The organism is Gordonia sp. LMA484, assembly GCF_058129505.1.
Genome location: NZ_CM176700.1, coordinates 5016175 through 5041815, shown reverse-complemented (window position 1 = coordinate 5041815; position 25641 = coordinate 5016175). Strand labels below are relative to the sequence as shown.

Below are 25641 nucleotides of genomic sequence, written 5' to 3'. Positions count from 1 at the left end.
TCAGGGTTCGCTTTCAGTGAGTGGAGGGCTGGTTGGACGGTTGGGTGATCAGGTCTGCGAGGACTGTGGCGAGGGCGTCGCCGCCGGCGTCGGCGTCCGGATCCTCGACGTACTCGTCGGGAGAGTGGGAGACGCCGGTGGGATTGCGGACGAACAGCATGGCCGTCGGGATCTCCTCCTTGAGGACGCCCGCGTCATGGCCGGCACCGGTGGGCAGGATGGGCGCATCAGGCAGGATCGTCGACAGCCGACCGCGCAGCCCGGGATGGAAGTCCACGCGGGGACTCATCGATGCTTCGGTCAGGGTCATCGAACAGTTCTCGGCCACAGCGTGTTCGCGGGCAGCGGCGGCGATGTCGGCCACCAGTGAGGCGACCACGGCATCGTCTTCATGGCGGACGTCGAGCCAGACGTCGACCCGCGAGGCGATCACATTGCTGCCACCCGGGACCGGATCGAGCTTCCCGACGGTCGCGCGGGCGCCATCGACGGCGCGTCCGAGACGGCGGACGTCGAGAACCGTTGCGGCTGCGGCCAGCATCGGATCACGCCGGTCATCCATCAGGGTGGTGCCGGCGTGATTGCCCTGGCCGCTGAACGACAGGCGCCAGCGCCCGTGTCCGAGGATCGACGACCCGATCGCGATGGCACGATCCTGATCGATCAGCCCACGGCCCTGTTCCACGTGGAGTTCGACGAAACAGCCGAGCTGCGCCAGGCGCTCGTCGTCGCGGCCCATCCCACGGGGATCGAGGCCGTTGCGGGCCGCCAGATCCGCGAAGGTCGTGCCGTCGGCGTCGACGAGTGCTGCGGCGCGTTCGGGGGTTACCGCGCCGGTCATCAATTGCGAACCGAGGCAGGCGAGCCCGTAGCGTGAGCCCTCTTCCTCGGGAAACACGGCCAGGGCGAGCGGTCGGGTGGGGCGAATCCCGCTTGCCTGCAGCGCATCGATGGCGGCCAGCGCCGACGCGACGCCCAGCGGACCGTCGAACGCGCCGCCGCCGGGGACGGAGTCGAGATGGCTACCCGTGACCACCGCGTCGACGAGGGCCAGCCGTGCCGGGTTCCACCATGCCCAGATGATGCCGTTGCGGTCCATCTCGATCTCGAGTGAACGCTCTCGCGCGGCCGCGATGAACCACTCGCGCAGTTCGAGTTCGGCGGATGAATAGATGGGGCGGCTGTAACCGCCTCGGGCGGTGTCGGTTCCGATGTCGGCGATCTCGGCGAGCAGTCGGCTCACCGATGTGGTTCGGGTGGTGGTGGACTCGGTCACGAGTGGCTCTCCTCTGTCGGCTGGGTCTGCTCTGTCGGTGGGTGGATGTGGGCTACCACGACGGTCGCGGCGCCGGAGACCTCGCACGGCTCGCCCATCAGAAGGACTGTGTCCCAGCGGCGTAACTCCTGATGGTCGACGGTGAGAGAGCCGGCGAGGACCGTTACCGCGACGCCGTCATCCGCGCCGATCGTGTGCGTGCCGCGCAGATTGCGCAGGCTCAGCGTGCCGTCGCAGACATTGCGGTGGGTCATCAGGTTCAGCAGTCTGGTCGCGCCTCGGGTGGGGGTGGCGCGTACGTCATCCACCCCGTCGAAGGTGGCGCGGTCCAGCAACGCGAGGGTGCGGGTGGACCCGTTGATGGTGAGATCCACCGGGTCGTCGCCGACGACGACTGCGGTCCGCAGCATCGCCGGGAAAGTCGAGAACCGGCATCCGGTTTCGATGTCGGCGAGGCTGAGCGTCCAGTCGGGAGTGGCGGAGTCGGTCCCACCGACGGCGATGCGCCGGGTCACGCCTGCGCCGTTGCGCCACGGTGTCGGCGGGAGTTCTGCCGCACGGATGATTCCGCCCACCGCATCCGCGGCGAGGGGATATACGGGAGCCGCGTGGTCAATCGTCATGTGTCTCAGTAGACGACGATCATTGCCAAAACTCCAATATGTATTTGACGCAGATTATTCTTACAAGCAGAATAATCTGCATGGAGCTCCGTCATCTGCGCTATTTCCATGTCCTGGCCGAGGAGCTTCACTTCGGACGGGCGGCCGCGCGACTGCACATCTCGCAGCCGCCACTCACCGCGCACATCAAGGACCTCGAGCGGGAGGTCGGTGCGCGGCTGTTCGACCGGACCACGCGGCGCGTCGATCTGACCGGCGCGGGCGAGATCTTTGCGGAGCGGGTGGGGGAGCTACTCGACCAACTCGACGATGCCGTCGTCGAGGCGCGCGATCACGCCGAAGGCCGGCGCGGCCGGATTCGGGTCGGATTCGTCAGTTCGGCCGGTGGCACCGTGCTGCCACCCGGACTGCGGATCTTCCGTGAGATCCATCCCGATGTGCGTGTCGACCTGTCGCCGTTGACGACGCGCGAGCAGTTGGACGCACTCGCGGCGGGGGCCCTTGACGTCGGACTCATCCGCTCCGGCGGCGCCGAGCCGGGGCTGGTGGTGGAGCCGTTGCTCGCCGAGGAGATGGTGGCCGTCCTCCCGGTCGAACATCCTCTCGCGTCCCATTCCGCGCTCGGGGTCTCCGACCTGGTCGACGAGCGCCTGATCCTTTTCCCTAACGACCTGATGCCCGCCTATGTGGCGCAGATTTGGGCGCTGTTCGCCACCGTCGGGGCGCAACCGCAGGTGGTGCAGGAGGCGATCCATCATGAGACGGTCGTCGGGCTGGTATCGGCGGGGGTGGGGATTTCGATCCTCCCCGCGTCGGTGTCGCGGTTTCGCCCGGCCGACGTCGTGATCCGCCCCATCGAGGGTGCGCCGACGACAGCACTGCTGATCGCACGAGTCGAAGAGTCGTCGAACCCGGCGGTCGACGGCTTCGTGGAATGTTTGCGCGCGGCGCAGCGGGTGGACGACTGAAGCGCCCCATCTCGCGGCGATCGACACACAGCACTCACGACTCCGTAACAGGGCGGAAATATCCAAAGCGTCTACTCGTTGTAGACAAAGTTTCCCAACAGCAGACATACTGATCTCGACACCCCACTGACGGAGAACCACCATGACCGACCGCACCGAACTCGCCGACCTGTGCGCGGCCTCGGGAACCAAGTTCATCCTCGCCCTGTTCGTCGACCTGCGCGGTAAGCCCTGCGCCAAGCTCGTACCCGTCGAAGCCGTCGACGAACTGGCCACCGACGGTGTCGGCTTCGCCGGCTACGCGGTGGGTGCCATCGGCCAGGAGCCGAAGGACCCCGACCTCATCGCGATCCCTGACCCAGCGTCGTTCACGCCGATCCCGTTCATCAAAGAGGGACTCGCGATCGTGCACTGCGATCCGCACGTCGAGGGCAAGCCGTGGCCGTTCGCACCGCGCAACATCCTCAAGTCGCTGATCGCGCAGGCCGCCGACGCCGGGTTCGAGCCGTGGGTGGGCGCGGAGGTCGAGTACTTCCTGCTCAAGCGGGACGCCAACGGCGAGTTGGTCACCGCCGACGATGCCGACGACTCCAATCAACCCTGCTACGACGTCCGCGGCCTGACCCGCATGTACGACCATCTGACCGCGGTGTCCACCGCGATGAACCAGCTCGGCTGGAGCAATTACGCCAACGACCATGAGGACGGGAACGGCCAGTTCGAGCAGAACTTCAAGTACGCCGAGGCGCTCACCACAGCGGATCGGGTCATCACGCTGCGCTACCTGCTCTCCACGATGGCGGCCGAGCGTGGCATGGTCGCCACCTTCATGCCCAAGCCGTTCGCCGAGCGCACCGGTTCCGGTCTGCACTTCCACCTGTCCCTGACCTCCGGCGGCGCCCCGGTGTTCCCCGAGTCGGCCGAGGAAGACCAGCGTGGGCTCGGATTGTCGCCGACCGCTTACGGATTCGTCGGCGGCGTGCTCGAGCACGCCTGTGCGTTGCAGGCGGTGATGGCGCCGACGGTCAACTCGTACAAGCGAACCGGTGCCACCGCCACCCGCTCGGGTGCTTCGTGGGCGCCGCGTCGCCCCACCTACGGCGGCAACGACCGCACCCACTTCGTCCGCGTCCCCGACGACCAGCGCGTCGAACTGCGTGGCGGCGACGGCTCGGCCAACCCGTATCTGGCGATCGCGGCCGCACTCGGTGCGGGACTCGACGGCATCAAGCGCAGCCTCGACCCGGGCGAGATCGGCAGCTGTCCATCGCATATCGACTCGTTGCCGCTGACCCTGCTGCACGCCGTCGAGGCCATGGACGCTGACGCTGTCGTCACCGGCGTACTCAACGCCGCGGTTCCCGAGACCGGAGCCGGTGATGCCGGACTCGTCTCCGACTACTTCTCCCGGCTCAAGCGCGAAGAGTTCTTCGCGTGGCACTCCGCGGTGTCCCCGTGGGAGATCGACAACTACCTGACCGCCTTCTAACCCTTCCGGACCGACCCAGACAGACAGACAGACAAGGACAGACGACATGTGCGGAATCGTCGGGTTGCATCTGCGCAACCCCGAACTCCACCCCCGCCTCGGTGAGCTGCTCGGCCAGATGCTCGGCGAGATGCAGGACCGCGGCGCCGACTCGGCCGGCATCGCCATCTACGGTGACCCGACCTGGTCACCGGCCGGGCAGGGCTGCGTTTCGCTGCTCGAAACCGGCGTCACCGCAGACCAACTCGACGCGGCCGCGGCAACTGTCGGCGCAGAACTGGGCAGCGAGGTCAGCGGACAGCTCGTCGACGACACCCTGGTGCTCAGCGCGGCGGTCGAGTCGGAAACACTGCTCGCCGCCGCCACGGCGGTGTACCCGCAGGCGCTGGTCGCCGGCTTCGGCGCCGACCTCACCGTCCTCAAGGGCGTCGGTGCGCCGCGAGACCTGGTGCAGGCGTGGGGACTTCCGAACGCCAGCGGCTGGCAGGGCGTCGGCCACACCCGGATGGCCACCGAATCCGCGGTGACCCCATCGGGGGCACATCCGTTCGCCGTCGGGCCCGAACAGTGTCTGGTGCACAACGGTTCGTTCGCCAACCACGCGACGATCCGGCGTGAGTTGCGCGCCGAGGGTGTGCATTTCGACTCCGAGAACGACACCGAGGTCGGTGCACGCTTCGTCGCACATCAGCTCGCCCAGGGCAAGGACGTGGAGACCGCGCTGAAAGAGGTGTGCGCCACCTTCGACGGCTTCTACACCCTGCTGGTGTCCAACCACGACTCCTTCGCGGTGGTGCGCGACGCCATCGCCTGCAAGCCGGCGGTCATCGCCGAAACCGACGACTGGGTCGCCATGGCCAGCGAATACCGTGCCCTGGCCCACCTGCCCGGCGTCGAGAACGCACGTATCTGGGAACCCGAGCCTGAGGTGGTCTACGCATGGACACGCTGAACCCCAACCACACCTTCGATCTCGCGACGACGTCTCTGCGCGAGGTGAACGCCGCGCTGCACAGTGACGACATCTCCGGTGAGATCGTCATCGATCACCCGTCAGGAGCGCACAGCGTGGCCGCCGGTGTGAATGCGCCGGTCAAGATCACCGTCAACGGGCACGTCGGCTACTACGCCGCCGGCATGAACCAGCGGGCCGAGGTCACCATCAACGGCAACGCCGGCACCGGTGTGGCCGAGAACATGATGAGCGGCACCGTCGTCGTGAAGGGCAACGCATCGCAGTCGGCCGGGGCAACCGCACATGGCGGGTTGCTGGTCGTCGAGGGGGATGCGGCTGCGCGCTGCGGCATCTCGATGAAGGGTGTCGACATCGTCGTCGGCGGCAACGTCGGCCACAACAGCGCCTTCATGGCCCAGGCCGGCCGGCTGGTCATCCGCGGCGATGCCGGTGACGGCCTAGGGGATTCGATCTACGAGACCCGGATCTACGTGCGCGGTCAGGTCGGCTCGCTCGGCGCGGACTGCGTCGCCAAGCCGATGCGCCCCGAGCACCTCGAGGAGCTTGCCGGACTGCTCAAGGCCGCCGGCTTCAAGGGCGACGACCCCAAGGACTACACCCGTTACGGCTCGGCCCGCGAGCTCTACCACTTCCACGTCGACAACACCTCGGCGTACTGACGCTCTTCGCTGATCGAGTAGCCGACGAACGAAGTGAGGAGGCGTATCGAGATCGCGCACCAGGCTTCGATACGCGTCGGGCTCGCAAGCTCGCTCGTCGCTACTCAACCCGCGAGCAGATGCGTTGCCACACCCTAATTGCAACGGAGAACACCATGACCAACCCAAGCATCGAGCAGCGAGGGCTCCGCGAGTCCGCCACCTTCGACCGCACCACCATCGCCGCCATCCAGCGGGCCGCCGAGACCGGGATCTACGACATCCGCGGCTGGGGCGCCAAGCGTAAGCTGCCGCACTTCGACGACCTGCTGTTCCTCGGTGCGTCGATGTCGCGCTACCCGCTGGAGGGCTATCGCGAGAAGTGTGACACCGACGTCGTCCTCGGCAGCCGAAATGCGAAGTACCCGTTGCACCTCGACACCCCGGTGACAATCGCCGGGATGAGCTTCGGCGCGCTGTCCGCCGGCGCCAAGGAAGCACTGGGGCGCGGTGCGTCGGAGGTCGGCACGTCGACGACCACCGGCGACGGCGGTATGACCCCGGAAGAGCGCGGGCAGTCCAAGAATCTCGTCTACCAGTACCTGCCGTCGCGCTACGGGATGAATCCCGACGACCTGCGCAAGGCCGACGCCATCGAGATCGTCCTCGGTCAGGGCGCCAAGCCGGGTGGCGGCGGAATGTTGCTGGGCCAGAAGATCTCTGAGCGGGTCGCAGCGATGCGTACCCTGCCCGAGGGGATCGACCAGCGCAGCGCGTCGCGCCATCCCGACTGGACCGGACCCGACGACCTCGCGATCAAGATCAACGAGCTGCGTGAGATCACCGACTGGGAGAAGCCGATCTACGTCAAGGTCGGCGCCACCCGCACCTACTACGACGTGAAGCTGGCAGTACATTCCGGCGCTGACGTCGTCGTCGTCGACGGTATGCAGGGCGGCACCGCGGCCACCCAGGACGTGTTCATCGAGCACGTCGGCATCCCGACGCTGGCCGCGATCCCGCAAGCCGTTCAGGCGTTGCAGGAGTTGGGTGTTCATCGTGAGGTCCAACTCATCGTCTCGGGCGGCATCCGCAATGGAGCCGACGTGGCGAAGGCGATGGCGCTGGGTGCCGATGCGGTTGCCATCGGCACCGCGGCCCTGATCGCTCTGGGCGACAACGACCCTCGCTATGCCAAGGAGTACGAGGCCCTGGGCTCGGCAGCCGGTTATTACGACGATTTCCAGGAGGGCAAGGACCCGGCCGGTATCACCACGCAGGACCCCGAACTGTCGGCACGGTTCGACCCGGTCGAGGGCGGTCGTCGGCTGGCGAACTTCCTGCGCGTGATGACCATGGAGGCGCAGACCATCGCCCGCGCGTGCGGCAAGGCGCACCTGCAGCACCTCGAACCCGAGGACCTGGTGGCGATCTCCATCGAGGCGTCGGCGATGGCGCGGGTTCCGCTGGCCGGCACCAGTTGGATTCCGGGCGCGGGGTTCTGAGCCGGGTTCTGAGCCGGGTGCGCTCGAGGCGGCGGGCCGGCTTTTGCGGGAGTGCTCAATCCACAGCACCAGAAAGCATCCCCGGGACCGGCCTCGGGTCCGTGAAAGGGTCGGAATCTCCCCGACACTGACCGGCGGTTTTCGTTACGGGCGGGCCGGAGGCCAGCGGGTGGGCCGCAGGCCCAGTGGCTCAGGGGTAGCCCTGTCACAGGTGCCCGTACGCAGTCTCCGGCGGCGGGCCGACCATCGTCACATCGAGGTCGGAGATCTGACCGAGCTTCGCCATCAGCGAGGCCGGGTTGATCAGACCTTCGGTGTAGACGTTGTCGGCGGTCGGCTCGCCGGTCCGGTCGAAGAAGGGCTCGAACACGTCGGTGGTGAGGACGCCGAGCATGCGGGTGTTGTGCGCGCCGAGGGCATAGCTGTGGATGGTGCCGGGCGGTGCGTGGACGAAGTCTCCGGGGGTGAGCAAGACCTCGGTGCCGTTCACCCACAGCCAGATCCGGCCGGAGAGGCAGAAGAAGTTCTCGGTGTGGAGCTGGTGGAAGTGCTGCGGGATGTAGGGCTGCCGGTTGCCGAGGGTGGTCACCGAGAAGTAGCGCCGGTCGGTGTTGACGCCCCGGGCCGAGAACGTGTTGATCGCGTCCGGCCAGGCCCGGTGGTCGCCGGTGTGCGCGCGCTGGAAATAGGCCTCGGTGCCGGCGGGTAGGGCGTCGTCCCAGACGTCCGACGGTTCGGTGAAGTCGATGTCGGCGACAGTCCAGGCGGCGGGTATGCCGGGTGCTTCGACGGCGCCGGTCGCGCGGTAGATATGCTGGGCCGCAGCGCCGTCGGTGTCACCGAGCGCATCGAGTGCTCCGCCCGGGGCGGAGAACAGCAGGAACCGCGACATGTGGTGCAGGAATCGGTAGGCCACGGGCGTGCCGGCGGGTACATGCACGGAGTCGCCGGGGCCGAGCACCCGACTCTCGCCCGGCAGCCAGAACTGGATCGACCCGTCGAAGACGTAGTACGACCGCTGATGCGCGAGACGGTGGAACGGCGCGCCCGAACCGCGGGGTCCGAGGACGAAGGCCGCATCGAAATCGCCTCCGCTGTCCGATGATCGGGCCACGACGGTCCACAGTTGACCGCCGATCTCATGGCGTTCACCGTCCCCGCTGGGCATCAGGTAAGGGACCTGCTCGCCGGGCAGGGCGCCGACGACGGGTGTCAGGCGGTGGATTGCGTCGAGGTCGTTGACGGTCATGCGTTCTCCTGTGTGGCAGTGGAATCGATGGGTGTGACGGAGGTCGGGTCGAGGTGGCGCTCGAAGAATCGGCCGACGGTGTCGAAACCGAAGCCGACGTCGCGCGTGCTCGCGGGGGCGGATGACCGCAGGGTTGCCGAAGCCGATCCCGCCGCGGCGAGGCGGCCGTCGTCCATCACCGTCGCCATCGCGACGTCGAGGCGACCGGCCGGGTTGAGGAAGCCGTGCCGGTAGTCGTCGACGAGGTACAACTCGGCTGGGACATCGTGAGCGAGAAGAGAGTCGAACAACAGCGCGCTGTGGGAGGACGGGACCAGCACGTCGCCAGTGCCGTGCGAGATCTGGAACGGCGGTGCGGACGCCGTCACGCGCATGTGCGGGCTCGCCATTCGGGCGAGATCGGGATCGTCACCCGGCAGGCCACCCAGCAATCTCGACTCCGGCGAGGTACGCGGATCTGTGCCCGGGAGTGCGGCTCCGGGTCCGATGCTCTCCTGCGCCAGGTCCACCGGAGCGTACGACTCGGCGACCGCCTGGACGGCGGCGCTCGCGACGTCGGCGTCCACCATCTCTCCCGCCAGTCGCGCCACGTGTCCGGTAACGCCGGCGAGCGCGGCGAGATGTCCGCCCGCCGACGCACCCCAGAGCCCGATGCGGCGGCCGTCCAGCCCGAATCCGGAGCCCCGGACTCGCAGGAAACGGATCGCGGCGCGCACATCGTGGAGTTGGGCCGGAAACAGCGCGTCGCCGCTGAGGCGGTAGTCGATGGCCGCCATGGCGATGCGACGAGAAACGAAGTGGGTCCACAGGTCAGGTGCGAGGGTGCGGTCACCGGTGAACCAGCCGCCACCGTGCAGCCACAACACCACCGGCACCGGCGCCGACGTCGATGCGCTGTCAGGCAGGTAGAGATCGAGCAACAGCGGGCCGGACTCGCGTTCGATGTAAGTCATCGTGCGCGGGCGTACATGCATCGGAGTGGTCGGATTCACCCGACCATCGTGCGGTCCAGGTCACAGTGGAGTCCATCAGGAATCGATGAACAGGCATTCGGGAAACCCGAACATCTCAGACGTCGACTGTGCGGGCCTCGTAGATGACCACGTCGACGAACTCGCGGATTGTCGACGTCGGACGGCTGGTCAGACACAGATACGTGGTCAGGCGCGGCACGTCGACGATCGGGACGAAAGCCAGTCCGGGACGTGCATACGCTTCGGCCGCCGATTCGCCGGCGATGTTGATGCCTGCCCCGACGCCGCAGAGTTCGAGGATCTCCTCGAAGTTGTGCGCGATCGGACTCACCCGGACATCCGCCGTATCGCCGAGAAGCGCGGTCAACCATCCGGCCGACGACTCGGCGGTGCGACCGACGATGAGGGTCTCGCCCGTCATGTGCTCCCGGTCGACGGACTTCCGGCGCGCCAGCGGGTGATCGTCGCGCAGGACCAGGACGCAGCCCTCGTCCCAGAGCGGCACCGCACGCACATCGTCGGGTGTCGAACCTGCCTCGGTCACAAACGCGCAGTCGACCTCCCCGTCGGCGAGCGCGCGGTAGCTACCGTCGAAGCCGAGATGCTTGATCTCCCAGTCGACGCCCGGTAGCGCCGCCGTCGCGGCGGCCATCACGGTGCGAAACCGCCGACTGGACACCATCAGTCCGACTCGGATCCGCGACTCGTCCGGCCGCGCGGATCCCCAGTCACTCACCTCGTCCATCGACGCCAGCGCGCGGCGGGCCAATGGCAGGAGTTCCTCGCCGGCGGCCGTCAGGGCCACACGGGGCGACCGTACGAGCAGTGGCCGTCCGGAGCGCTTCTCCAAGGTGGCGACGTTCTCGCTGAGCGTCGACGGACTGAGGTGCAACGCTGCGGCCGCGCGCCCGAAGTGCAGATTCTCGGCCACGGCGACAAAGCATCGGAGTTGTTGCGTCGTGATGTCCATGAGTTCGTTCACATCGTAGGCGCTTTCACTGAGTGAAAGCAGGAGATCGACTTCTGTGATCCCGACCTCCTACCGTCAACGCATCGCATCACCTCACAGAAAACGGAGCCGGTAGATGAGTACAGCCTCCACCCGGACACAGGTGGCCATCGTCGGCGGTGGCCCGGCCGGTCTCATGTTGTCGCATCTGCTGCATGTCGCAGGTATCGACAGCGTCGTTGTCGACAACCGGACGGTGCATCAGATCGAGACCACCCATCGCGCCGGGATCCTCGAGCGCGACAGTGTCCGGCTGCTGGTCGACTCCGGGGTCTCCGACCGGGTGCTCACCGACGGGCACGAGCACGAGGGCATCTCGCTTCGTTTCGGTGGTGTCAGCCATCGCATCGACTTCCAGAAGCTCGCCGGTGCCTCGTGCTGGCTGTACCCGCAGACCGAGGTGTTCATCGACCTCCATCGGGCACGGACCCGCGACGGTGGCGATCTGCGCTACGGAATCACCGACACCGAGGTGAGCGGCGTCCTCGATTCACCGACCGTCCGTTACACCGACGCCGACGGCGCACGCCACGAGATCACTGCCGACCTCGTCGTCGGCGCCGACGGTTCCCGCAGCATCTGCCGCAAACTCGTCGCCGACCCGCACATGTACTTCCGTGAGTACCCGTTCGCCTGGTTCGGTGTGATGGTGCAGGCGCCACCGAGCGCGCCGGAACTGATCTACAACCGGTCGCCGCAGGGTTTCGCCCTGATCAGCCAACGCACCGACACCGTGCAGCGCATGTACTTTCAGTGCGACCCGACCGAAGACCCGGACACCTGGTCCGACGACCGGATCTGGGAGCAGCTGCACACCCGCCTGTCCGGGTCGGACGGCTTCCGTCTGAAGGACGGCCCGGTGATCGAACGCACGGTGCTGCCCTTCCGCAGCTTCGTGCAGTCGCCGATGCGTCACGGCCGCCTCCTGTTGGCCGGCGATGCCGCGCACACGGTTCCACCGACCGGTGCCAAAGGTCTGAACCTCGCCCTCTCCGATGTGCGGGTGCTGGCCGAGGTCATCGAAGCGGCAGTGAACAAGAACGACGACGATGCGCTCGACACCTACACCGATCGTGCGCTCGCACGCGTGTGGAAGGCCCAGCACTTCTCCTACTGGATGACCACGATGCTCCACAATGTCTCTGGCGCATCCGATTTCGACGAACAACGCCAGCTCGGCGAACTACAGACCCTGGTCTCCTCGGAGGCCGGCTCCACCTATCTCGCAGAAGGGTACACAGGATGGCCACACCACTGATCACCGGCAAGGAGGAGGAGTCGGAGGTGTTCACCGAACACGGCCATGTCTCCTCGGATGCCGCGGCGGGCACACAAGCGCAGATCAGCGACGAGATCGCGCGGATCGGCGCCGAGTACGCTGCGGCCCAATCGGCTGGTGCGGCACCGGAAACGGCACCGCGACTGAACTACGCGCCCTACCGGTCGAGCCTGCTTCGACACCCCACCAAGAACTTTCATCACAGCGATCCCGAGGGGATCGAACTCTGGACGCCTGCGTTCGGGCATCGTGACGTCGACCCGCTCGAGGCGGACCTGACGATCCAGCACGGTGGTGACCCCGTCGGCGAGCGGATGATCGTCACAGGTCGCGTGCTCGACAGCTCGGGGCGGCCCGTGCGCAAGCAACTCGTCGAGGTGTGGCAGGCCAACGCCGCCGGGCGTTACATCCACAAGCGCGATCAGCATCCGGCGCCGATCGACCCGAACTTCACCGGCGTCGGTCGCTGCATCACCGATGACGACGGCTGGTACAAGTTCACCACCATCAAGCCGGGCCCGTACCCGTGGAAGAACCACCACAACGCGTGGCGGCCTGCCCACATCCACTTCTCGGTCTTCGGCACGGCGTTCACCCAGCGACTGGTCACCCAGATGTACTTCCCGGGTGACCCGCTGTTCGCCTTCGACCCGATCTATCAGGCGATCGTCGATCAGAAGGCCCGCGATCGGCTGGTTGCGAACTATGACCACGAGCTGACCCAGCACGAGTGGTGCACCGGATACCGTTGGGACATCGTCCTCAACGGCACCGGCCAGACCCCGATGGAGGAGCAGCAGTGACTCTCGCACCCACCCCGGGCCAGACCGTCGGCCCGTTCTTCCACTACGCACTCCCGTTCGACCGTGGCGCCGAGCTCGTGCCCGCCGGACATCCCGATCGGATCAGGCTGCACGGCACGGTGTTCGATGGGGCCGGCGACCCGATTCCCGACGCGCTGATCGAGATCTGGCAGGCCGACGGCGACGGCAACGTCAGCCAGGAGCCCGGGTCGTTGCGTCGGGATGGTTTCACGTTCACCGGCTTCGGACGCGTACAGACCGATCGCACCGGGCATTACACCTTCGCGACCGTTGCACCTGGTGCGATGACCGAGGGGGCGGCCCCGTTCTTCGCCGTCTGCGTGTTCGCCCGCGGCCTGCTCGATCGATTGCTCACCCGCGCCTATCTCCCCGGGGACGCGCTGGCCTCGGATGCGCTGCTGAACTCGCTGCCGGAGGATCGTCGCGCCACGTTGACCGCTACCAAGGAGGACGACGGCTACCGGTTCGACATCCATCTGCAGGGTGAGGGCGAGACGGTCTTCCTCGATCACGGTGGACGATGACAAGCGGTGGCCGATGAGCGATCTGCTCTGGCCGGGGGACCACCACGCCGGTGACATTCTCACAGATGCGGCATTTCTCGACGCGATGCTGCGTGTGGAGGCGGCGTGGACGACGGCGTTGGTGAAGGCCGGGGTCGCGCCCCAACCTGCCGCGTTGTCGATCGAGAACGTCCGTGGGCTGGTGGGCGAGGGTGACGCGGAACAGATCTCCATTGATGCGGAGTCGGGCGGCAACCCGGTGATCCCGCTGGTCCGCGCGCTGCGTGACGGCCTCGGATCGTCGGATGCGGCCAGCTGGCTGCACCGGGGTTTGACCAGCCAGGACGTCGTCGACACGGCGCTGATGGTTTGTGTCGCCGAGGCTTTCGTTGCCATCACCGGCGAGCTCGACCGACAGATCGCGATCCTCGCGCAGCATGCTGCGGCGCATCGCGAGACCCCGATGGTCGCCAGAACGCTGACGCAGCAGGCCGTCCCATTGACGTTCGGGCTCAAGGCCGCACTGTGGTTGCGCGGCGTCCTCGACGCGCGGGAGCAGGTCGACGCGTTGCGCTTTCCGGTACAACTGGGCGGCGCGGCAGGTACGTCGGCCGCCGTCGTCGAACTCGCCGGTGCCGGCGTCGATCCCGGGCACCTGGTCGCGGAAACCGCGACCGTCGCCGCGCGGGAACTCGGGCTCGAGCCCGCGACGCCGTGGCACTCGGTGCGCACCGCAGTCACCCGCATCGGCGATGCCGCGGTGGGCTGCACCGACGCCTGGGGTCACATCGCCAATGATGTACTCACGCTGTCGCGGCCCGAGATCGGCGAGTTGACCGAGGGAGCGGGGGGATCGTCGTCGACGATGCCCCACAAGGCCAATCCGGTGTTGTCCGTGATGATCCGGCGCGCGGCGATCTCGACACCGCAACTCGGCGCGACCCTCCATCTGGCCGCGGCCGATTCCGTCGAAGAACGAACGCCAGGTGGTTGGCATGCGGAATGGGAGGCGCTCCGGAGTCTCATTCGGCGAAGCGTCGTGGCGGCGCGCCAGACCACGCGGCTCGTCGAGGATCTGCGCGTGCACACCGACCGGATGGCCGGCAATCTCGCCGCGGCCGGCGAGGCGGTGCGATCCGAACAGGCCTCGATGGCCACGATCGCCGGACACGCACCGGGCGCGGAGTACCTCGGCGCGACAGGCTATTACATCGACACACAACTCGAACGGGCGCGTGCGATGACAGCGACACGTTCATCATCGACAGGAGAGGGCAGATGAGTCGATACGACGACGGTATGAGGGTACGGCGCGAGGTCCTCGGTGACGCCCACGTCGACCGGGCGACCGACGCCATCACCGACCTCACCCGCGACTTCCAGGAGCTCATCACCGAGTATGCGTGGGGCAGCATCTGGACCCGCCCGGGCCTGGATCGTCGCAGTCGGTCGATGATCACGCTGACCGCACTGATCGCACGAGGCCACCACGAGGAACTCGCCATGCACCTGCGAGCAGCACTGCGCAACGGCCTCACCCGTGACGAGATCAAAGAGGTGCTGCTGCAGTCGGCGATCTATTGCGGTGTGCCGGATGCGAACACCGCGTTCCGTATCGCGAACGGTGTGTTCGCCGAGGTTGATGCTCCCGACGCTCAATCCTGATCGGCCTCCCGTCGTCGGCGGTTGCGCATCCGTTCTTGTCGTCTGCGGTTGTGTTTGGCTGCCAGTCGGGTGATCGGTCGGGTGGGTGGGGTTGGTGGTGGGGTCGGGGCGTCCGCCGGGGCCGCCGGTGCGCCGGGTGGGTTGGGTGTGGCGAATCCGATGCGGGGGAGTTGACCCCGGTTCGTGGACACGTTGAATCCCGCATCTGTGCGGGAGGAAGCGAGATGATCAAGAGATGGCCCGAAAGCACTACTCCGAAGAGTTCCGCAGAGACGCGGTCGAGTTGTACGAGTCCACGCCGGGCGCCACGGTCCGCGGCATCGCCGCCGATCTCGGCGTCGAGCGCGGCACGTTGCGTGGGTGGTTGACCATCTACGGCACCGGCCGCAAGAGGGCCGCGGACGGCAGCGCGACGCAGAGCCCGCTCAAACCCCGTCAGGAGCCGGTGGTCACCGAGGATGGCCCGGAGACTGTGGAGGCCAAGGTGAAGCGTCTGGAGGCTGAAAACGCCGCGCTGCGCAGCGAGCGGACGAAGTTGACCACCGAACGCGAGATCCTGCGTCAGGCGGCCAAATATTTCGCCGGGGAGACGAACTGGTGAGCCGCTTCCAGTTCGTCGCCGACCACCTCGACACCTACCCGGTGAAGTGGCTCTGTGAACTCCTCGAGATCGCATGTTCGTCGTTTTATGCCTGGCGTAAAGCTGCGCCGACCCGGGCGGCTCGTGAGGAGTCTGATGCTGTGCTGGCACATCGTATCCGCGAGATTCACGATGAGGACCGCACCTGTGGTGCGCCGCGGATCACTGCCGAGCTCAATGATGGTGTGCCACCGCAGGAGCGGGTCAATCACAAGCGGGTGGCGCGGGTGATGGCCGAGCACGGCATCGCCGGCTATCGCCGACGCCGGCGGGTGGTCACCACGATCCCCGAGCCATCCGATGCCAAGGTCGCTGACCTGGTCGAACGGGACTTCACCGCAGATGCGCCCAACGAAAAGTATGTCGGAGACATCACCTACCTGCCGTTGGAAGATGGGACGAATCTGTACCTGGCCACGGTCATCGACTGCTATTCGCGGCGTCTGGCCGGCTGGGCGATCGCTGATCACATGCGCACCGAACTGGTCACCGAGGCGCTGACCAATGCCGCGTTGACCCGGGGTAGTTTGGCTGGCGCGATCTTCCACAGTGACCATGGAAGTGTCTATACCAGTAGGGATTTCGCGAAACACTGCGCCAGGCTGGGGGTGACCCAGTCGATGGGAGCGGTGGGGACAAGTGCCGACAACGCGTTGGCCGAATCATTCAATGCGACTCTCAAGCGGGAGGTCCTGCAAGATGACCGCTTCTGGCCGGATGCGGTGACGTGCCATCGCGAAGTGTTCGGCTGGCTGGTGCGGTACAACACGCGCCGCCGCCACTCCTGGTGCGGCTTCATGTCACCCATCAACTACGAAAAGCACTCTAGTGCTACACTATTGACCGCTGCATGAATCCCACCCAGTGTCCAAGATCCGGGGTCAAGGCCCCGGAGTAGCCCGGGGAACAACGCTTCCATGGTGTTGGGGTCGCCCTCGATGATCAGGCCTTCGGGGGTGGTGAACTCGGTGCGTAGCCGGCCACGCCGGTCGCGGTACTGGTCATCGACCCAGGTGCCGAAGGTTTTGATGAGGTGGAAGAACCGGTCTTTGATGTTCAGATTCTCCGGCCTGGTTTGCCCACCGGCGGCGGGGTGCGTGTGGTCGTATTCGGCGACATGCTCCACATCAGCCCCCGGAGCGAACGCCGCGGTGTCGGTGCCGGGCACCACGCTGTAGCCATCCCGGATCCGGATGTAGGTGTCCAGGGCGGTGCTCGGCCGGTACGGGTTCGACGGTAGATGCGCGGGCAGGGTGTAGGTGCCGTCCGGATTCTGCGGCGTGCCCTTCGGTATCAGAGGTTTGACGATCGCGTCCGGGCGGGCCGCCAACTCGCGGACGTGCTCATCGCAGATGACTCCGTGCCCGGCCATCCACGTCGCAGACGACGTGGATGACGATCTTCGCGTCCACCGGCGGCACCGTGGCCGGTTCCGGGATCTGCGCGGCACAGTCCTCACGCCCACACGCGCATTCGAACCGGGTTCCGGACAGCAACGCGAACATCGCATCCGAGGCCCGTTGCTGCTTCGAGCGCGGATCGTGTTCACATACTGCGGCAGCCAACGCGGTGACCGCGGCGGCGGCGATGCGCACATTCTCCGCCGCCATCGAGGCGGTGATGGTTGCCATGCCGTCGGGTTGAGGGGTGGTCCACATGCGGCGCTGGGCCAGGGCGCGGCGGCGGTGTTCGCGCACCGCATCCGGGTCGTGGCGAAACACGATCCGATCGACCATGTCGCGCAGCCGTTCGGCCGACCACGCCCCGCGATGCAGATCGAGTTCGGCGGCGATCTCGGCATCCACATCGGGCATGGCGTCATGCCCGGTCAACAGGTCGGTGCGGGCGATGATCGAGGCCACCCGCGCCGGCGAGATCTGGCCGTGGCGCAGCCGTTCGGCCACCTGGGGGAGCCGATCACGCAGGGCCAGTGCGTCGCGCACCAGCTGTTCGGCTTTCGACTGGGAGATGCTCAACGCCAACGCGATCCGGGCGGCACAGTCGGCGAACCCGTCGACCACCAACAGATCCTCGGGGCGCGGCTGTTCACCGACCACACGCTGGTGTAGTTCAGCGGCCAGCTGATAGTTGTGCCAGGCCAGATACGCCACACCGCGCTGGGTGGCGGCCATCGACCCGAGCAGGTCGTTGGTGTCGGCGGCGGCGATCTGGTCGGCATGCAGACCGCCGGTGAAGATCGGCGCGAGGTCGGGCCAGGGGGAGGCCTCACCCCACCACGACGACAACGCCCAATCCGAACCCGAACCCGACACCACACAACACCTTTCAGAGAGATGGACACGGCGAAACCACACGTCCCACATATCTCTGAAAAGTGACCGGCCCCCTACAGGGCCGATCCGGCATCACATCACTGCTTCGATTTCGCTGGGTTTCAATCTACGACATCGGTCCGACAAGAATGATCGACGCAGCTCAGGGCGGGTATCGGGGTATCACCGGGTCTCGATACGCATCCTCGCCTAGCGGCTCGGAGGCTACTCGACCAGCGAAACGGTGCCCGCGACCAGCGAAACGGCAGCGGAAAAGGGCGTGCCCGACGACCAGCGGAAGAGGGCGTGCCCGACGACCAGCGGAAGAGGGCGTGCCCGACGACCAGCGGAAGAGGGCGTGCCCGACGACCAGCGGAAGAGGGCGTGCCCGACGACCAGCGGAAGAGGGCGTGCCCGACGACCAGCGGAGTGGTGCCCCTCACCCAGCGAAAAAGGGGGGTGCCTTCCCATCTGCTGATCGAGTAGGTGACGAGCGGCAGCGAGGAGCCGTATCGAGATCACCGGGAGCCGAGTGGTCCGCCCGCCGCAGACTTACGCAGCCTGATGAATCGCGCGCACAAAAATCTCGATGAGCTCCGACTCTTCCTTCGGATCCTTCGGGGGAAAGAGCAACATCGCGAGGAAGGTGCGGATCGCGAATCGGATGGTGGTCACTTCGGTGGGGTCGAGTCCCATGAGGTCGGCGGCGATGCGGTTGATCGTGGCGGAACCGATGACGGTGTCGGCGGCCTCGGCGGTGAGGGCGTGCCGTGATCGGACAAACTGTCGGATCACACGATCGGACCGGATCTCCCGCAAGGCGACCGTGATCGCGACCTCCGCGCGACGCGGACCCGCTAACCCGTCGACTGCCTTCTCGACCTCGGCGACGACGCCGGCCGACGACAACGCCCACACGGACTCCAGCAACCTCGCCTTGCCGCCGACGTGGCGGTAGACGGTGGCTCTCGAACAATGTGCTCGGCGAGCAAGCTCGTTGAGTTCGAACCGATCGACCCCGTGCCGGCCGATCATCTCCGTGGCGATGGCGTAGAGCCGATCCCGCGCAGCTTCGCTGCGGTCACCACTCACCAACCAATCTTCGGTCATGTTCTCAGTCTGAGACATCTCAGCGATATGTTGCACCGATTTCCCGAGGTCGCACAGGCGGAGTGAGACTTGACCGATACCGGCTCAAACGCGGTTGTGTCGACTTCGCCGCAGCGGGTTGAACTGAACGCAGCCCGGGGTCGACGCTGGTCAGGTGCATGACCTCGACAACCCGTATCCGTACTTCGACCAACTGCGAGCCGAGTCGCCCGTCGCCCGCCTCGACGGATCGCCGTTCTATCTGGTGACGAGCTGGGAACTCGTCACCGAGGCGATCGCGCGGCCGGAGGATTTCTCATCGAATCTCACCGCCACCATGGTGTGGAATGCCGACGGCACGGTGTCAGCGTTTCCGATGCTCGAGCTGGGTTCGCCGCTGCATGTGCTGGCCACCGCGGACGACCCGGTGCATCGTGAGCATCGCACGGTGGTGATGCCGTCACTGGTGGCCAAGCGCATCCGGGAGCTCGAACCGTTCATCGCCCACACGTTGAAACGGCTCTGGGACAACGGGGTCGAGGACGGCCACATCGATTGGATGACGGCGATCGCACAACGGCTGCCGATGACCGTCGTTGCGGACCTGTGCGGATTTCCGCAGTGCGACATCGACGACCTGATCCGATGGTCCTTCGCAACCACCATCCTGCTCGATGGCGTGGTGACCACCGAACAACTCGAGGCAGCGACAGCGGCGGCGGGCGAGCTCACCGCGCACATCGACAAAGCGTTCAGCTCGGCTCTCGACAACCACGGTGACGGCATCATGGCCGACCTCGCGGCCTTGGTGGAGCAGGGCCGGCTCGACCGGGCCGAGGCCACCTTCATCCTTGTCCAACTCGTCGCCGCCGGTGCGGAATCGACGGTCAGCCTGCTCGGCAGCGCTGTGTGGCTGCTCGGCGAGCAACCAGGACTCGTCGGCCGGCTGCGTGAGGATCGCAGTCTCGTACCGACATTCGTCGAGGAGGCGCTGCGCCTGGAGTCGCCGTTCCGCGGCCACTATCGCCACGTCGTCCGCGATACCACGCTGGGTGACGTCGAACTGCCGGCCGGCTCACACCTTTACCTGCTGTGGGGTGCGGCCAACCGCGACCCCGCGCACTTCGACGAGCCGGGCACCGTGATCCTCGATCCGACGCTGCGCCGATCCCACGTCGCGTTCGGCAAGGGGCTGCACCTGTGTGTCGGCGCGGCGCTTGCCCGCCTCGAGGCGCGCTCGGCGATCGACTTTCTCCTGGATTCCACGGCCGACTTCACGGTCGATCACGAGAACCCGCAGTGGGAACGCAGCCTGCTGGTGCGTCGACTGCGCACCCTGCCGCTGACGGTCAACCGATCGATGTAAGACATATCGGCCCACTACACTCGATTCCACTGAGTGAAAGATCGGGTGATGGTGATGGCGGGTAACACGAGCACTCCCGGCCAATCCGTGGCGTCCCGGGTGCTCGCGGTTCTCGGGGCCTTCGATCGATCCCACCGCGCGCTCACCCTGACCGAGATCGCCGAGCGCGCCGACCTCCCGTTGCCGACCGCCCACCGGTTGGCCCGCGAACTCGAGTCGTGGGGAGCGCTCACCCGCCGGCCCGACAACAGATTCGTCGTCGGCCGCCGGATGTGGGATCTGGGTCTGCTCGCGCCCATCCAGTCCGGTATCCGGGAGGTGGCGGCGCCGTTCCTGCAGGACCTCTACGCGGCAACCTTTGCGACGGTCCACCTCGCGGTCCGCGACGGAAACCAGGTGCTCTACCTGGATCGGTTGTCGGGTCGCGCATCGGTTCCGGTCGTCAGCCGCGTCGGCAGTCGACTGCCGCTGCACTGCACCGGGGTCGGAAAGGTCCTGCTCGCGCACGCACCCGATGACATCCGGCGTGCGGCGATGGCCGACCTGCGTCCGATGACGCGCTACACGATCGTCGCGCCGGGCGTGCTCGACCGCCAGCTTCGCCAGATCCGCCAGCAGGGATACGCCACCACCTCCGAGGAGATGACGCTCGGCGCCTGCTCGATCGCGGTTCCCGTCCGCAACGGTGACGACGTGGTGGCCGCCCTCGGCGTGGTGGTCCCGTCGCTGGGGCGCAATCGGGCATCGCTGGTGGCCGCGGCCCAGGTGGCCGCGCAGGGCGTGGGACGCACGCTGTACGGGATCGCACCGGCTGCGGGGGCGTGAGGCGCAAGAGTCTAAATGATTGACAAACTCAATCATTGTCAAATACGGTGATCGGCGACACATTCGTGATCGACGAGGAGTTCCAATGCGCAACATGGGTGTGGGCACCTGGCCCTTTCGCACCTCCCGGCAGCGCCCGGACGCCACCGCCATCATCTTTCGGGACGAGGAACTCACCTATCGGGAACTGTCGGAACGCACGACTCGCCTGGCTCACGCGCTCGCCGATCTCGGTGTCGGACGCGGTGACCGGGTGGCGCTGCTGAGTGCCAACCATCCCGCCTACCTCGAAGGGCTGTTCGCGGCAGGCCTGCTGGGCGCGATCCTCGTGCCCTTGAACGCACGGCTGACCGCGCCCGAGGTCGCCTACGCACTGCGCGATTCCGGCGCACGGGTGCTGATCCACTCGGCGCAGCTCGGTGCCACCGCGATCGCGGCGGTGGGCGACGAGCAGAATCCGATGCGGGTTGTCGTCGATGGGGAACCCGATGCGGGCGCGGTCGGGTACGAGGCCATCATCGCCTCGGCAGGTTCCGAGCGCATCGATGAACCGGTGGGCACCGACGATCCCTGCTTCATCATGTACACGTCGGGGACGACCGGGAACCCCAAAGGCGTGGTCCTCACCCACGGCGGCGTCACCTTCGCCGCGCTCAACCCGGTCCTCGACCTCGACCTGTGCAGCGACGAGGTCTCGCTGGTCGCCGCGCCGCTGTTTCACACGGCTGCACTGAACTTCGTCTCGCTGCCGACGATCCTCAAGGGTGGCACGCTGGTGATCGACGAAGGATTCGATCCTGGTCGTGCGTTGCGGCTGGTCGCCGAGCGTGGGGTCACCTATTCCTTCGGGGTGCCGACCATGCTGGACGCGATGAGTGCCCATCCCGACTGGGCGCGAAGCGATCTCACATCGATCCGACGGTGGATCGTCGCGGCGGCACCGGTGCCGCCGCGTACGCTTCGTACCTTCGCCGAGCGGGGTGTCAAGTTGTGTCAGGCTTACGGTCTCACCGAAACCGGTCCCGGTGCATTGGTTCTCACGCCTGATCGGGTCGAGGAGAAACTCGGGTCCGCCGGCATCGCACATTTCTTCACCGACGTCCGCGTCGTCGGACCCGACGGTGCCGAGGCGGAGTCGGGTGAGCGGGGCGAGATCCAGATCCAGGGGCCGAATGTCATGCGGGAGTACTGGGGTCGGCCGGATGCGACGGCGGCCGCGTTCACCGACGACGGCTGGTTCCGCTCCGGCGACGTCGGCGTACGCGATGACGACGGCTGCGTCACGATCGTCGACCGGCTCAAGGACATGATCATCTCCGGCGGGGAGAACATCTATCCCGCCGAGATCGAGGCCGTGATCCTGGAGATCCCCGGCGTCGTCGGATGCGGCGTCTTCGGCGTCGCCGACGAGAAATGGGGTGAGGTGGGCTGCGCCGCGATCACTTTTGCGGATGGGGTCGAGCTCACCTACGACGAACTCCGCGAGTTCCTGGAGACACGGCTGGCGCGCTACAAGATCCCCCGGTCGATGGTCGTGCTCGACGAGATCCCACGTAACGCCACGGGCAAGATTCGTAAGGACCGCCTGCGGTCGATGTTCGCGCCGGTCGGCTGAGGCTTTCGGATCAGTTGCCGGGGAACGTGACCCGGGACAACAGGGCGCGTAGTGCATCGGAATCGGCGGATTCGGGGAAGTACTCTGCGGCGACGTCGTCACTGATCGCGCGCGCCCTGCGGCAGAGGTCACGCCCGGCGTCGGTGGCCAGGATGAGTTTGTTGCGTCGATCACCGGGATCGGTTGTGCGGACGACCAACTTGCGGCTCTCGAGGTCGTCGACCAGGGCCACGATCTGACTCGGATCGAGTCCGACGTCGGCGGCAAGACGTCGCTGTGTGATCCCGTCGGCCCGATCACAGACCGCCGCCAGGACGCTGTAGGCGCGCACCTTGAGCCCCAGTGGTGCGAGCGCGCGATTGGTTGTCTTCACCAGCACGGCGGATGCGCGGGCCAGGAGGAATCCGAGGTCGTCCTCGAGTGTCCGCCGTTGTGCCATGCGCTGTCCTTTCATCAGCCGAAGAGTACCAGTGACACAATGATTGACAAACTCAATTATTGTTGTTGTACTTCAATTTGAGATCGACACCCGGCATCAGGAGGAACACATGGATCTGAGCGGCAAGGTCGCCATCGTCACCGGCAGCGGCCAAGGGCTGGGTCTGGCGTACGCACGTGAACTCGCGCGCTGCGGAGCGGCGGTGGTGGTCAACGACGTCCGGCAGGAGGCAGCCGACGCCGCCGTTGCCGCGATCACCGCTACGGGAGGTCGAGCGGTCGGCGTCGTCGCGCCGGTGGGCAGCGCCGAGACGGCACGCGCGCTGGTCGCGGCCGCCGTGGAGAAGTTCGGCCGTCTCGACGTGCTCGTCACCAACGCCGGCATCCTGCGTGACAAGGTGCTGTGGAAGATGTCCGACGAGGACTTCGATGCGGTCATCGACGTCCATCTGCGCGGGACGTTCACGTGTGTGCGTGAGGCGGTGAACCGGTTCCGGGAACAGGGCGAGGGCGGGCGCGTCATCTGCATCGGTTCGCCGGCGGGTCAGCGCGGCAACTTCGGCCAGACCAACTACTCGGCGGCGAAGGCGGCCATCGTCGGGATGGTCCGCACCTGGGCGATGGAACTGGCCAAGGCCGGCATCACCGCAAACGCGGTCTGCCCGGTCGCGGCCACCGCGATGACCGAGACGATCCCGTTCCTCGCCCCGCACATCGAGGGCATGAAGAACGGAGAACCCCTCCCCGACATCATCCGCCGAGAGGTCGGTATGGGTACACCCGAAGATGCCGCCGGAGTCGTCGCCTTCCTGGCCTCCGATGACGCTGCCGGTGTCACCGGGCAGGCCATCTCGGTCGGCGGTGACCGGCTTGCGCTGTGGTCGCATCCGCAGCTGACCGCAACTGCGTTCCACGACGGGGGCTTCGGCGCCGATGATGTCGCCGCCGAATGGCCCACGACGTTCGCCGATCGGCTCGAATCCGTGGGCGAAGAATTTCCCGCCGAGGCGATGGCACGATGACCAGGTATGAGTACGGCGTAGATTTCGACGCCATCGATGCGATCGACATCCACACGCACGTGGAGATCGACGGCTGCGGGCACCGCTCCATGGACGACGAGCTGATGGCCGCGTCGGAGAAATACTTCAAGTCCGGCGAGGAACGCACGCCGGCGATCGAATCGATCGCACAGCACTACCGGGACCGCAACATGGCGGCGGTGGTGTTCACCGTCGACGCGGCATCGGCGTCCGGCCACGCGCCGAACAATGTGGAGGAGATCGCCGAGCGTGCAGCGGAATTCAACGATGTGTTGATCCCGTTCGGATCGGTCGACCCGCTGCAGGGCAAGGCGGCGGTCAAACGCGTCCATCGGCTCGTCGACGAGTTCGGGGTCAAGGGTTTCAAATTCCATCCGAGTATGCAGGGGTTCGAACCCAACGATCGGCAGTTCTACCCGCTGTACGAGGCCATCGTCGAATGTGGCGTGCCGGCACTGTTTCACACCGGACAGACCGGGATCGGTGCCGGACTCCCGGGTGGGCACGGCATCAAGCTGAGGTACTCGGACCCGATGCTGCTCGACGACGTCGCCGCCGACTTCCCGGACCTCACCGTCGTCATGGCCCATCCCGCGGTGCCGTGGGTGGACGCGCAGATCTCCATCGCCACCCACAAGGCCAACGTCTACATCGATCTGTCCGGATGGTCGCCGAAATACTTCCCGGCCCAGTTGGTGAAGGCCGCGAATTCGATGTTGCGCCACAAGGTCCTGTTCGGATCGGACTTCCCGGTGATCCAGGTGGACCGCTGGCGCTCCGACTTCGAGAAGCTCGACATCAAACCCGAGGTCGTGCCACTGATCTTCAAGGAGAACGCCAAGCGCGTGCTCGGAATCAAGAGCTGAAAACCGTAACGACTCAGGAGATTGTCATGACCACAGCCACCGCCACGCATGTCGCCACGCTCGCCGATCTCGACGGACTCGTCGGCACGACCATTGGCGTCAGCTCATGGATCGCCGTCGAGCAGGAACGGATCAACACCTTCGCCGACGCCACCGGCGACCACCAATGGATCCATGTCGAGCCGGAGCGGGCCGCCGCGGAGAGCCCGTTCGGCGGACCCATCGCCCACGGGTATCTGACCCTGTCGCTGATCATCCCGATGTGGGGCGAGGTGCTCACCATCGACAGCGTCACGATGGCGGTCAACTACGGGCTGAACAAGGTGCGCTTCACCAGTCCTGTGCCCGCCGGTGGGCGGGTACGTCTGAATGCGACGCTGAAGTCCGTCGAACAGTTGCCAAAGGGTGGTGTCCAGGTCACCGTCGACGGCGTCATCGAACTCGAGAACAGCGACCGGCCGGCGGTGGTGGTCGAGGCCGTCTATCGGTTCTTCGAGTAGGTGACAGA

At 66.5% G+C, this 25641-nt stretch carries 26 protein-coding genes; 17 read left to right on the top strand and 9 right to left on the bottom strand.

From position 1 onward, the window contains the following. Positions 1 to 13: 13 nt before the first annotated feature. Together AC4AMJ_RS22385 and AC4AMJ_RS22380 are read right to left on the bottom strand one after the other, a co-directional pair. Complete coding sequence (locus AC4AMJ_RS22385) at positions 14 to 1276, bottom strand: allantoate amidohydrolase (protein WP_489914785.1); 1263 nt, start codon at positions 1274 to 1276, stop codon at positions 14 to 16. Beyond that, entirely contained in the window at positions 1273 to 1899 is a 627-nt protein-coding gene (locus AC4AMJ_RS22380; RefSeq protein ID WP_489914783.1) for a HutD/Ves family protein, read from the bottom strand. The genes AC4AMJ_RS22385 and AC4AMJ_RS22380 overlap by 4 nt, the downstream gene beginning before the upstream one ends. 38 nt (positions 1900 to 1937) lie before the next feature. Between AC4AMJ_RS22380 and AC4AMJ_RS22375 the strand changes: the two genes are divergently transcribed. From AC4AMJ_RS22375 to AC4AMJ_RS22355, 5 genes are all read left to right on the top strand, one after another. Then, positions 1938 to 2867: a LysR substrate-binding domain-containing protein gene (locus AC4AMJ_RS22375; protein ID WP_489914781.1), complete on the top strand. Its 930-nt coding sequence runs from the start codon at positions 1938 to 1940 to the stop codon at positions 2865 to 2867. 142 nt (positions 2868 to 3009) lie between these two features. Continuing rightward, complete coding sequence (gene glnT / locus AC4AMJ_RS22370; protein WP_489898938.1) at positions 3010 to 4356, top strand: type III glutamate--ammonia ligase; 1347 nt, start codon at positions 3010 to 3012, stop codon at positions 4354 to 4356. A 46-nt stretch (positions 4357 to 4402) separates the two neighbouring features. Continuing rightward, on the top strand, positions 4403 to 5308 hold the full coding sequence (locus AC4AMJ_RS22365; RefSeq protein ID WP_489914779.1) for a class II glutamine amidotransferase domain-containing protein: 906 nt from the start codon (positions 4403 to 4405) through the stop codon (positions 5306 to 5308). After that, the gene (locus AC4AMJ_RS22360) at positions 5296 to 5991 is read left to right on the top strand and encodes a protein glxC (RefSeq protein WP_489898940.1); all 696 of its coding nucleotides are present in this window, start codon (positions 5296 to 5298) and stop codon (positions 5989 to 5991) included. The genes AC4AMJ_RS22365 and AC4AMJ_RS22360 overlap by 13 nt, the downstream gene beginning before the upstream one ends. Before the next feature lie 155 nt (positions 5992 to 6146). Then, on the top strand, positions 6147 to 7475 hold the full coding sequence (locus AC4AMJ_RS22355) for an FMN-binding glutamate synthase family protein (protein ID WP_489898941.1): 1329 nt from the start codon (positions 6147 to 6149) through the stop codon (positions 7473 to 7475). 205 nt (positions 7476 to 7680) lie between these two features. Here AC4AMJ_RS22355 and AC4AMJ_RS22350 read toward each other — a convergent pair whose 3' ends face one another. The 3 genes from AC4AMJ_RS22350 to AC4AMJ_RS22340 form a co-directional block, all read right to left on the bottom strand. Further along, positions 7681 to 8724, bottom strand: a complete 1044-nt coding sequence (locus AC4AMJ_RS22350) for a quercetin 2,3-dioxygenase (RefSeq protein WP_489898942.1) — start codon at positions 8722 to 8724, stop codon at positions 7681 to 7683. Then, complete coding sequence (locus tag AC4AMJ_RS22345) at positions 8721 to 9716, bottom strand: alpha/beta hydrolase fold domain-containing protein (RefSeq protein WP_489898943.1); 996 nt, start codon at positions 9714 to 9716, stop codon at positions 8721 to 8723. The genes AC4AMJ_RS22350 and AC4AMJ_RS22345 overlap by 4 nt, the downstream gene beginning before the upstream one ends. A 76-nt stretch (positions 9717 to 9792) precedes the next feature. Further along, the gene (locus AC4AMJ_RS22340) at positions 9793 to 10668 is read right to left on the bottom strand and encodes a LysR family transcriptional regulator (protein ID WP_489914776.1); all 876 of its coding nucleotides are present in this window, start codon (positions 10666 to 10668) and stop codon (positions 9793 to 9795) included. 115 nt (positions 10669 to 10783) lie between these two features. On the opposite strand from AC4AMJ_RS22340, the gene AC4AMJ_RS22335 reads away from it, so the two are divergent. The 6 genes from AC4AMJ_RS22335 (at position 10784) to AC4AMJ_RS22310 (ending at position 16472) form a co-directional block, all read left to right on the top strand. Beyond that, positions 10784 to 11965, top strand: coding sequence for a 4-hydroxybenzoate 3-monooxygenase (locus AC4AMJ_RS22335; RefSeq protein ID WP_489914774.1), 1182 nt, complete (start codon positions 10784 to 10786; stop codon positions 11963 to 11965). Next, positions 11950 to 12789, top strand: a complete 840-nt coding sequence (gene pcaH / locus AC4AMJ_RS22330) for a protocatechuate 3,4-dioxygenase subunit beta (RefSeq protein WP_489914772.1) — start codon at positions 11950 to 11952, stop codon at positions 12787 to 12789. Before AC4AMJ_RS22335 ends, pcaH begins: the two co-directional genes overlap by 16 nt. Then, entirely contained in the window at positions 12786 to 13334 is a 549-nt protein-coding gene (gene pcaG / locus AC4AMJ_RS22325; protein ID WP_489898947.1) for a protocatechuate 3,4-dioxygenase subunit alpha, read from the top strand. Before pcaH ends, pcaG begins: the two co-directional genes overlap by 4 nt. A gap of 13 nt (positions 13335 to 13347) precedes the next feature. After that, positions 13348 to 14595, top strand: a complete 1248-nt coding sequence (locus AC4AMJ_RS22320) for a lyase family protein (protein ID WP_489914770.1) — start codon at positions 13348 to 13350, stop codon at positions 14593 to 14595. Next, positions 14592 to 14978 (top strand): 4-carboxymuconolactone decarboxylase, encoded by a 387-nt coding sequence (gene pcaC / locus AC4AMJ_RS22315; RefSeq protein ID WP_489914768.1) that lies wholly within the window; start codon positions 14592 to 14594, stop codon positions 14976 to 14978. The genes AC4AMJ_RS22320 and pcaC overlap by 4 nt, the downstream gene beginning before the upstream one ends. Before the next feature lie 235 nt (positions 14979 to 15213). After that, positions 15214 to 16472, top strand: a protein-coding gene (locus AC4AMJ_RS22310; protein ID WP_489914766.1) for an IS3 family transposase whose coding sequence is annotated in 2 segments (ribosomal slippage) — positions 15214 to 15559 and positions 15559 to 16472 — 1260 coding nt in all. Because the reading frame shifts where the segments join, the coding sequence is not laid out codon by codon here. On the opposite strand, the gene AC4AMJ_RS22305 is transcribed toward AC4AMJ_RS22310, so the two are convergent. The 3 genes from AC4AMJ_RS22305 to AC4AMJ_RS22295 form a co-directional block, all read right to left on the bottom strand. Then, positions 16430 to 16990 carry a hypothetical protein gene (locus AC4AMJ_RS22305; protein WP_489914764.1) on the bottom strand — a complete coding sequence of 187 codons (561 nt, stop codon included), beginning with the start codon at positions 16988 to 16990 and terminating at the stop codon, positions 16430 to 16432. The genes AC4AMJ_RS22310 and AC4AMJ_RS22305 overlap by 43 nt on opposite strands. Next, on the bottom strand, positions 16962 to 17891 hold the full coding sequence (locus AC4AMJ_RS22300) for a DUF222 domain-containing protein (protein WP_489914762.1): 930 nt from the start codon (positions 17889 to 17891) through the stop codon (positions 16962 to 16964). Before AC4AMJ_RS22300 ends, AC4AMJ_RS22305 begins: the two co-directional genes overlap by 29 nt. Before the next feature lie 552 nt (positions 17892 to 18443). Continuing rightward, positions 18444 to 19001, bottom strand: a complete 558-nt coding sequence (locus tag AC4AMJ_RS22295; RefSeq protein WP_489898951.1) for a TetR/AcrR family transcriptional regulator — start codon at positions 18999 to 19001, stop codon at positions 18444 to 18446. A gap of 154 nt (positions 19002 to 19155) precedes the next feature. Between AC4AMJ_RS22295 and AC4AMJ_RS22290 the strand changes: the two genes are divergently transcribed. The 3 genes from AC4AMJ_RS22290 (at position 19156) to AC4AMJ_RS22280 (ending at position 22786) form a co-directional block, all read left to right on the top strand. Continuing rightward, positions 19156 to 20346 (top strand): cytochrome P450, encoded by a 1191-nt coding sequence (locus AC4AMJ_RS22290; RefSeq protein WP_489914759.1) that lies wholly within the window; start codon positions 19156 to 19158, stop codon positions 20344 to 20346. 54 nt (positions 20347 to 20400) lie between these two features. Then, positions 20401 to 21171, top strand: a complete 771-nt coding sequence (locus AC4AMJ_RS22285; protein ID WP_489914757.1) for an IclR family transcriptional regulator — start codon at positions 20401 to 20403, stop codon at positions 21169 to 21171. 85 nt (positions 21172 to 21256) lie between these two features. Then, positions 21257 to 22786, top strand: a complete 1530-nt coding sequence (locus AC4AMJ_RS22280) for an acyl-CoA synthetase (protein ID WP_489898954.1) — start codon at positions 21257 to 21259, stop codon at positions 22784 to 22786. 10 nt (positions 22787 to 22796) lie between these two features. On the opposite strand, the gene AC4AMJ_RS22275 is transcribed toward AC4AMJ_RS22280, so the two are convergent. Further along, a complete protein-coding gene (locus AC4AMJ_RS22275) occupies positions 22797 to 23225 on the bottom strand; it encodes a MarR family winged helix-turn-helix transcriptional regulator (RefSeq protein WP_489918491.1) in 429 nt (142 codons plus the stop codon). Between the two features lie 109 nt (positions 23226 to 23334). On the opposite strand from AC4AMJ_RS22275, the gene couN reads away from it, so the two are divergent. The 3 genes from couN to couM are packed head-to-tail and all read left to right on the top strand — an operon-like array spanning position 23335 to position 25633. Then, positions 23335 to 24246: a 4-hydroxyphenyl-beta-hydroxyacyl-CoA dehydrogenase gene (couN, locus tag AC4AMJ_RS22270; protein ID WP_489914755.1), complete on the top strand. Its 912-nt coding sequence runs from the start codon at positions 23335 to 23337 to the stop codon at positions 24244 to 24246. Beyond that, entirely contained in the window at positions 24243 to 25133 is an 891-nt protein-coding gene (couO, locus tag AC4AMJ_RS22265; protein WP_489898956.1) for a 4-hydroxyphenyl-beta-ketoacyl-CoA hydrolase, read from the top strand. Before couN ends, couO begins: the two co-directional genes overlap by 4 nt. 26 nt (positions 25134 to 25159) lie before the next feature. After that, the gene (gene couM / locus AC4AMJ_RS22260; RefSeq protein WP_489898957.1) at positions 25160 to 25633 is read left to right on the top strand and encodes a p-hydroxycinnamoyl-CoA hydratase; all 474 of its coding nucleotides are present in this window, start codon (positions 25160 to 25162) and stop codon (positions 25631 to 25633) included. The last annotated feature ends 8 nt before the right edge of the window (positions 25634 to 25641 follow it).